General features: G+C 66.6%; 7 protein-coding genes. 2 read left to right on the top strand and 5 right to left on the bottom strand.

Translation table 11 applies throughout. The features are described 5' to 3' along the window. Window positions 1–62: 62 nt before the first annotated feature. The 4 genes from ACFYTS_RS01435 to ACFYTS_RS01420 form a co-directional block, all read right to left on the bottom strand. Window positions 63–1445: a cytochrome P450 gene (locus ACFYTS_RS01435; RefSeq protein ID WP_387300550.1), complete on the bottom strand. Its 1383-nt coding sequence runs from the start codon at window positions 1443–1445 to the stop codon at window positions 63–65. 161 nt (window positions 1446–1606) lie between these two features. Further along, the gene (gene dmpG, locus ACFYTS_RS01430; protein ID WP_246598189.1) at window positions 1607–2671 is read right to left on the bottom strand and encodes a 4-hydroxy-2-oxovalerate aldolase; all 1065 of its coding nucleotides are present in this window, start codon (window positions 2669–2671) and stop codon (window positions 1607–1609) included. A 12-nt stretch (window positions 2672–2683) separates the two neighbouring features. Next, entirely contained in the window at window positions 2684–3592 is a 909-nt protein-coding gene (locus ACFYTS_RS01425; RefSeq protein ID WP_213558314.1) for an acetaldehyde dehydrogenase (acetylating), read from the bottom strand. Between the two features lie 45 nt (window positions 3593–3637). Beyond that, window positions 3638–4423, bottom strand: coding sequence for a 2-keto-4-pentenoate hydratase (locus ACFYTS_RS01420; RefSeq protein ID WP_387300547.1), 786 nt, complete (start codon window positions 4421–4423; stop codon window positions 3638–3640). 143 nt (window positions 4424–4566) lie between these two features. On the opposite strand from ACFYTS_RS01420, the gene kstD reads away from it, so the two are divergent. Then, window positions 4567–6282, top strand: a complete 1716-nt coding sequence (gene kstD, locus ACFYTS_RS01415) for a 3-oxosteroid 1-dehydrogenase (protein WP_357275843.1) — start codon at window positions 4567–4569, stop codon at window positions 6280–6282. 346 nt (window positions 6283–6628) lie between these two features. Further along, entirely contained in the window at window positions 6629–7489 is an 861-nt protein-coding gene (locus tag ACFYTS_RS01410) for a MaoC/PaaZ C-terminal domain-containing protein (RefSeq protein ID WP_357275845.1), read from the top strand. A gap of 253 nt (window positions 7490–7742) precedes the next feature. On the opposite strand, the gene hsaB is transcribed toward ACFYTS_RS01410, so the two are convergent. Continuing rightward, on the bottom strand, window positions 7743–8354 hold the full coding sequence (gene hsaB / locus ACFYTS_RS01405) for a 3-hydroxy-9,10-secoandrosta-1,3,5(10)-triene-9,17-dione monooxygenase reductase subunit (protein WP_357275848.1): 612 nt from the start codon (window positions 8352–8354) through the stop codon (window positions 7743–7745). Between the last annotated feature and the right edge of the window lie 19 nt (window positions 8355–8373).

The raw sequence follows: 8373 nt of genomic DNA, 5'->3' as shown, positions 1-8373 counted from the left end.
ACGGCGCTGGGCCGCAACCGAATTCGGTTGCGGCCCAGCATCGGGAGGGCGGGACGCCCGCCTCAGCGGTCGGCTCGGGGTACGGCCTTCAGCCGATATGGCTCGGGGCGCAGCGTCCCACGTTCCCGCATGGCCAGTGGTGTGCCGTCGGTGCTCAATTCGAAGGCGGACAGAATGCGGGCGACCAGCAGCGTGGCTTCGTGTAGCGCGAACTGGCGGCCGATGCAGCTGCGGGGTCCGGTGCCCCACGGTTCGAAGAACCGGTCGGGATGGCTGCGCAAACGGTCGGGTTCGAAGCGATACGGGTCGAAGGCGTCGGCGTCAGCGCCCCAGACGTCTTTGTCGCGGTGCGCGGCGAGCGCGATGACGAAAACCATGTGCCCGGCGGGGATTCGATACCCGCCGAGATCCTGGTCGGTGCGGGCTCTCCGGAAGTATCCGGGCGCCGGCGGCCATAATCTCAGACACTCGTTGAGAACATGCCGGATCAGGCGCATCCCGGTTACTGCCTTGTAATCGAACCCGCCGCGTTCCGAAATTTCCGTGCGGATCTGTTCTTGGAGCTTTTGGTCGGCTGCGATGTAGTGCAGTACCGACTCGAGCAGTGCGGCTGTGGTTTCGTATCCGCCCGCCATGAAGGTCAGCACTTGGTCGCGGACATTGTCCAACGGCAACCGGTGGCCGGTTTCCGGGTCGGTGGCCGTGAGCATGAGGTTGAGCAGATCCTCGTCATCGGTCGGATGAGCTTGTCGTTCGGCGATGATCCTGTCGGAAAAGCGGTGGAGCGCCGCGCTGTTGCGGCGCACCCTGGCTGCGAGTAGCCGCCGCCGGATCGGGCCGACGACAGGCAATGCCAAGCCGGCGTCCGACGCCATGCGCAGTAGGTCCGAGAGAGAATCGATGAACGCGTGCGAATCGGCGCTGTCGGGAGCATCGCGGAAAAGCCCGAGCTCCCTGGAGAACCCGGCACGCCCGATGACTTCCCCCGCGGCCCGCGTCATGGCCGAGTGCGTGTCGATCACGCCGTCACCGGCGGACCACTCCGCGACGAGATCATCGGCGACCGACTGCATCGCCTGGTGATAGCTGCGCATTGCCTTCTGCGCGAAGGCCGGAGTGAAGATGCGGCGTGCCTGGCCCCACAGCGGATTGTCGTTGTCCACCACGAACAGACTGTCCGGCATGAACCGTTGGAACTCGAGCACCGGCCCGTACAGTGCGCGCTCCCAATGCTGTTCATCCGAGCATTGGGCCGCGAGGCGAGCACCTGTCACGTAGGTGAAGTGCAGGCCGAGCGCTCTCCGCTCGAAAATGGGACCGAGCGATGCGGCCAGGGCCTTTTCGTTCTGAATGGGGCGATAGCGGTCGACATGGGTGATATCGCCCAAGAGGGGCACCCGTCCCGGGGGATGCGGGAGGTCTCGGCGAACCAGGGGCGGTGTCATGCGCTCAGGCAGTCGTCGCGGGATTCGATAATCGTCATGGTTTCGCCACCCTCCCCAGTGGTCGACATCTCAACGGAACGGTAGCGTCAACACGTTCCACTGTCCAAAACGACGCTGGGCCGCAACCGGATTCGGTTGCGGCCCAGCGTCGAGCGGTTGGGTCAGGCGTTGGCGGCCGACTTCTCCTTTTCGCGCTGGAGTTCCAGGGCGATGTCGATGAGCTGGTCTTCCTGGCCACCGACGAGCTTGCGCTGGCCGGCGCGGACGAGCATCTCGGCGGCGGAGACGCCGTAGCGTTCGGCCTGGCGCTCGGCGTGACGCAGGAACGACGAGTAGACGCCCGCGTAGCCCATCATCAGGGCCTGGCGGTCGAGGAGGCATTCGCTCGGCATGGCCGGGCGGACGACGTCCTCGGCGGCGTCGGTGATGGCGAAGAAGTCGACGCCGGTCTTGATGCCGAGCTTGTCGCAGACGCCGATGAAGGCCTCAACGGGCAGGTTGCCCGCGCCCGCGCCGAAACGACGTGCGCTGCCGTCGATCTGGGTGGCGCCCGCGCGCACGGCGTACACCGAGTTCGCGACCGCGAGGCCCAGGTTCTCGTGGCCGTGGAAGCCGACCTGCGCGTCGTTGCCGAGCTCGGCGACCAGGGCGGAGACACGGTCGGAGACCTGTTCCAGCACCAGCGCGCCGGCGGAGTCGACGACGTAGATGCACTGGCAGCCGGCGTCGGCCATGATGCGGGCCTGCTTGGCGAGGTTCTCCGGGGTGGTGGAGTGCGCCATCATCAGGAAGCCGACGGTCTCGAGGCCGAGGTCGCGCGCCATGTTGAAGTGCTGGATCGAGACGTCGGCCTCGGTGCAGTGGGTGGCGATGCGGCAGATGCTCGCGCCATTGTCCTGCGAGATCTTGATGTCTTCCTTGACGCCGACGCCCGGCAGCATGAGGAAGGCGATCTTGGCCTGCTTGGCGGTCTCGGCCGCGACCTTGATCAGTTCCTGCTCAGGGGTCTTCGAGAAACCGTAGTTGAACGAGGAACCGCCGAGGCCGTCACCGTGGGTGACCTCGATGACCGGCACGCCGGAGTTGTCGAGGGCGGCGACGATGTCACGGACCTCTTCCACCACGAACTGGTGGCGCTTGTGGTGCGAGCCGTCGCGCAGCGACGTGTCGGTCACCCGGACGTCGAGGTCCGCGGAGAACGGCTTGAGAATGTTCGAATTGCTCACTGTCGGTACTCCTTACACCCGAGCCGAGATGATCTGGTCGGCCAGCACATTGCCCACCTGGGTGGCGGCCGCGGTCATGATGTCGAGGTTGCCCGAGTACGGCGGCAGGAAGTCGCCCGCGCCCTCGACCTCGACGAAGATCGACACCTTCGCCATGCCACCGGAAACCAGCGACGGCTCGTCGAACTGCGGCTCGTTGAGCAGGCGGTAACCGGGCACGTACTCCTGGATGGCCTTCTCCATGCGGTGCACCGACTCGGTGATCGCGTCGCGGTCGGCATCCTCGGGGATCGAGCAGAAGATGGTGTCGCGCATGATCATCGGCGGCTCGGCCGGGTTCAGGATGATGATGGCCTTGCCGCGCTTGGCGCCACCGATGTTCATGACACCCGCGGAGGTGGTCTTGGTGAACTCGTCGATGTTGGCGCGGGTACCCGGGCCGGCGGACACCGAGGACACCGACGCCACGATCTCGGCGTAGTCGACCGGCACGACGCGGGACACCGCGTGCACCATCGGAATCGTGGCCTGGCCACCGCAGGTGATCATGTTGACGTTCATCTCGTCACGCAGGGTGTCGAGGTTGACCGGCGGGATCACGGCGGGGCCGACGGCGGCCGGGGTGAGGTCGATGGCACGGATGCCGGCCTCGGCGTACTTCGGCGCGTAGGCGCGGTGCACGTACGCGGAGGTCGCCTCGAACAGCAGGTCCGGCTTCTCCGGCAGCGCGAGCAGCCAGTCCGCGCCCTCGGCGGAGGTCTCCAGGCCCAGGCCGCGGGCGCGCTTGAGGCCCTCGGAATCGGGGTCGATGCCGATCATCCAGCGCGGCTCGATCTTGTCCGAACGCAGCAGCTTGTACAGCAGGTCGGTGCTGATGTTGCCGGACCCGACGATCGCGGCGGTGACTTTGCTTGCAGTCACGGCTTTCTCCTACTCAGGTGAGGTCTGTGTCAGTCGGGGCGGCGCTTACGCGAAACCCAGGTGGACGGAACCGAGTCCGGCGAACTCGGCGATGAACTCGTCGCCCGGTCGGGCGTCGATGGCACGGGTGCAGGAGCCGGGCAGCACGATGTCGCCCGCCTTCAACCGCACGCCGAACGAGGCGACCTTGCGAGCCAGCCACGCCACGGCGATGGTGGGGTCGCCGAGCACGGCGTCGGAACGGCCCTCGGCGATGACCTCGCCATTGCGGGTCAGCACGGCGTCGATGGCCTTGATGTCCAGCAGTTCCGGCGCGACGCGGGCCTTGCCGAGCACGTAGCCGGCCGAGGAGGCGTTGTCGGCGATGGTGTCGCAGAGGCCGATCTTCCACTCCTTGATGCGGGTGTCGATCAGCTCGATGGAGGGCGCGTAGGCGACGGTGGCCTTGCGGACGTCCTCCTCGGTGCAGTCCTCGCCGGGCAGATCGGCGCCGAGGATGAACCCGACCTCGACCTCGACGCGGGGGTACAGGTACTTGGAGGTGTCGACCGGAACGTCTTCGTAGACTTCCATTTCCGCGAGCAGGTGCCCGTAGTCGGGCTCGTCGACGCCCATCATCTGCTGCATGGCCAGCGAGGACAGGCCGACCTTGTGGCCCACCACCTTCGCGCCACCGGCGAACCGCTGCCGCATGTTGATCAGCTGGATCTCGTACGCGTCGACCACGTCGATCTCGGGGTGCCGCGCGACCAGCGGGTCGATCGGGGTGCGATCCCGTTCGGCCGCCGCGAGCTCGTCAGCCAGTTCCTTGCGAAGCGCGTCGGTCAGCACGCTGTGTTCCTTCCATCGGGGGTACCGGCCGGTGGCCCTACGGTAACGAGACTAGAAATTGAAACGAGTTTTTGTGAAGAACATCGCTTCAGCAGTCCCATCTGCCAGACCAACATAGACCAAACCAGGATTGATTCTATAACGTGTTCTACATGACTGATCGGGATTACGACGTGGTGGTGGTCGGCAGCGGTGCCGCCGGTATGTCCGCCGCCCTCACCGCTGCGCACCACGGTCTGCGCACGGTGCTCATCGAAAAGGCCGCTCATTACGGCGGTTCTACCGCGCGTTCGGGCGGTGGCGTCTGGATTCCCGGAAACAAGGTGCTCAAGGCCGCCGGCAAGGGCGACGACCTGGACGAGGCGCGGACCTACCTCTACAGCATCATCGGCGACGTGGTGCCCAAGGAGAAGATCGATACCTACATCGATCGCGGCGCCGAGGCGTTCGACTACGTCCTGGACCACTCCGCGCTGAAGATGACCTGGGTGCCGGGCTACTCCGACTACTACCCGGAGGCACCGGGCGGCAAGGCGGACGGCCGCTCCTGCGAGCCCAAGCCCTTCAACCTGAAGGTACTGGGCGCAGAGCGCTTCAATCTGGAGCCGCCCTACAGCAAGGCGCCGCTGAACGTGGTCGTCATGCAGGCCGACTACAAGAAGCTCAACCTGATCCGCCGCCACCCGAGCGGCATCCTGCGCGTGCTGCGCGTCGGCACCCGCTGGGCGTGGGGCAAGGCCACCGGCAAGGCGCTGGTCGGCATGGGTCAGGCGATCATCGCGGGTCTGCGCAAGGGCCTGCTGGACGCGAACGTGCCGGTCCTGCTGAACACCCCGCTGACCGGTCTGGTCATCGAGAACGGCGTGGTCACCGGCGTCGAGGCCACCCAGAACGGCGAGACCGTGCGGTTCAACGCCAAGTACGGCGTGATCCTGGGCAGCGGCGGCTTCGAGCGCAACGCCGACATGCGGCACAAGTACCAGCGTGAGCCCATCACCACCGAGTGGACCACCGGCGCCGAGGCCAACACCGGCGACGGCATCCGCGCGGGCATCGAAGCGGGCGGCGCGATCGACTTCATGGACGACTCGTGGTGGGGTCCGACCACCTTCCGCGGCGAGGGCAAGCCCTGGTTCTGCCTCGCCGAGCGGAACCTGCCCGGATCCATCATGATCAACACGCAAGGTCAGCGATTCGGTAATGAGTCCGCTCCTTACGTCGAGGCAGTGCACACCATGTACGGCGGCGAATACGGGCAGGGTGAGGGTCCGGGCGAGAACGTGCCGTGCTGGCTCGTGTTCGATCAGCGCTACCGGTCTCGCTACATCTTCGCCGGATTGCAGCCTGGCCAGCCGATTCCGTCCCGCTGGATGGAAAACGACCTCATTGTCAAGGCCTCTTCGGTAGAAGCTCTCGCGGAGAAGATCGGCGTCCCCGCCGACAACCTGGCCGCCACCATCGAGCGCTTCAACGGCTTCGCCGAGACCGGCAAGGACCTCGACTACAAGCGCGGCGACTCCGCCTACGACCGCTACTACGGCGACGAGACCATCAAGCCGAACCCGTGCCTCAACAAGCTCGAGGTCGGCCCGTTCTACGCGGTCAAGATGGTCCCCGGCGACCTGGGCACCAAGGGTGGTCTGGTCACCGACAACGACGCCCGCGTGCTGCGCGAGGACGGCACCGTGATCGACGGCCTCTACGCCGCCGGCAACACCTCGTCGCCGGTCATGGGCCACACCTACGCCGGTCCCGGCGCGACCATCGGACCCGCGATCACCTTCGGGTACCTGGCCGCCCTCGATATCGCCGCCAAGGCGAAGAACGGCGCGCCGGTGAAGGCCGACAAGGCGTCCTGAACCGTCCCAACCCGGTTCAGGATCGGGTTGGGCGCGAGTCGGGTCACGTCGAGTCCGCGCCCAACCCACCCACACATCCCGTCGTACCGCTCTATCCCGGCGGGATGTGTGACGACAACTGAAGAACCCGGATCCGCCATCGCGAACGCTCTTTCCGATGGCGGGTCCGGCGTATATCCCGAGCATCAGGAGCCGAGCGCGGCGACGCGCTACCCGGTCAGCGGGCACAAGCTTGCGGACTCGGCGGCCGCGTTGAACCATCGGACCCAACGAACGGGGCTCGCGGGTTCGGCACTACGACGTCAACTCGGACCCGAGTGGGGTCGCGATCACGAGGAGAACTTTCATGCCCATCGACTTGAGCGTCGCGCTCGGCGCGCAGATCCCGGCGCGCGACTTCAGCTGGTCGGCCAGCGACGTGCAGACCTACAACCTGGCGCTGGGCGCGGGCAACCGCTGGACCGACCCGGCCGAGCTGCGCTACCTCGACGACCGCGAGCCGGCCGTGCTGCCGTCCTTCGGCACCGTCGCGCCCTCGTTCCACGAGACCGAGGCGCCGAAGGTCAAGTTCGACGGCATCGACATCGACCTGGCGAAGGTCGTGCACGGCAGCCAGGAGATCATCGTGCACCGCCCGATCCCGGCGTCGGGCAAGGGCACCATCGCGGGCAAGATCAGCGAGATCTGGGACAAGGGCTCCAACGCCGTCATCTGGCGTGAGGACACCGCGGTCGGCTCCGACGGCGAACCCCTGTGGACCTCCCGCTCCTCCATCTTCGCGAAGGGCGAGGGCGGCTTCGGCGGCGACCGCGGCCCGTCCGCCAAGACCGAACTCCCCGACCGCGCACCGGATTTCGAGGTGCTCACCCCCACCCTGCCGCAGCAGGCCCTGCTCTACCGCATGTGCGGTGACCGCAACCCGCTGCACTCGGACCCCGAGTTCGCCCGCAACGCCGGCTTCCCGAACCCCATCCTGCACGGCCTGTGCACCTACGGCCTGGTCCTCAAGACCGCCACGGACACCGCCCTGGCCTCGGATGTCTCCCGCGTCAAGGGTTTCCGTGCCCGCTTCGCCGGCGTCATGTACCCCGGCGAGACCCTGCGCTCGCGTATCTGGCAGCAGGACGGCGAACTCGTCATCGCGGTGACCGTCGTCGAACGCGACGACGCCCCCGTCCTCGCCGACGTGGTCCTCACCCACTCCTGACCCCGGTCTCCACTGGGCCGCAACCGACTCCGGTTGCGGCCCAGCGTCGTTCAACGGCGACGTCGATCGGTCATGCTTGCGCGGTTGCGGAATGCGGTGGTTGATGGAGCTGTCGATCCGGAGGTCTTCCAGTCCACGGGGAACCCTCGCCGTCGAGGCCAGTTTTTCCCCAACCCTCCCCAATGCGAAAGGCCCCTGTGGATGAAATCCACAGGGGCCTTTCTCTATCGCCAGGGTTCTGGAGGAACCCGCCTCACAGCCAGGTGTCGAGCGTGGTGGTGGTGAGGAAGTGTTCGAGGTCGGCGCGCCAAGGGGCGGGGGTGGTCTTCTCCGGTTCGATGGCCGTGTACTGGCCGCGGTAGAAGAGCAGCGGCCTGCCGGAGTCGGTGGACTCCGACAGGGCCTGTACCCGGCCGATCACGATGTAGTGATCGCCGCCGTCGAGCACGTTGTCCACAGTGCACTGGATCGTGGCCAACGCGCCGTCCAAAACCGGGAGGTCCAGTTCCGAGGTGTGCCAGTCGATTCCGGCGAACTTGTCGGGTTCGCGGGAACCGAAGCGGGCGCACACCGGCTGTTGCTCCTCGGCCAGCATGTTCACGGCGAAGTTGCCGTTGCGTTCGATCGCCTTCCAGGAGCGGGACTCCTTGGTGGGGCAGAACAGCACCAGCGGCGGATCGAGGGACAGCGCGGCGAACGACTGGCACGCGAAGCCGATCGGCGCCCGCTCGCCGCCCTCGTCGTCGAAGGTGGTGATGACGGTGATGCCGGTGCAGAACTGCCCCAGCACATTCCGGAACTGACGCCCATCGATGACGGGGTGCCCGTCGGTGGTCGCTTCCTTGGTCAATTCGGCCTCGGTCATGTTCTGCCGCCCCTCGTAG

Source organism: Nocardia sp. NPDC004151, from assembly GCF_042874235.1.
Classification (GTDB): Bacteria; Actinomycetota; Actinomycetes; order Mycobacteriales; family Mycobacteriaceae; genus Nocardia.
The sequence above is the reverse complement of the archived record's forward strand: the minus strand, read 5'-3'. Positions and strand labels throughout refer to the sequence as shown.

Bases quoted from the DNA above. Each gene is read 5' to 3' on its own strand.
- ACFYTS_RS01435 (WP_387300550.1), bottom strand. From the start codon at position 1,445: ATGACACCGCCCCTGGTTCGCCGAGACCTCCCGCATCCCCCGGGACGG.
- ACFYTS_RS01410 (WP_357275845.1), top strand. From the start codon at position 6,629: ATGCCCATCGACTTGAGCGTCGCGCTCGGCGCGCAGATCCCGGCGCGC.
- hsaB (WP_357275848.1), bottom strand. From the start codon at position 8,354: ATGACCGAGGCCGAATTGACCAAGGAAGCGACCACCGACGGGCACCCC.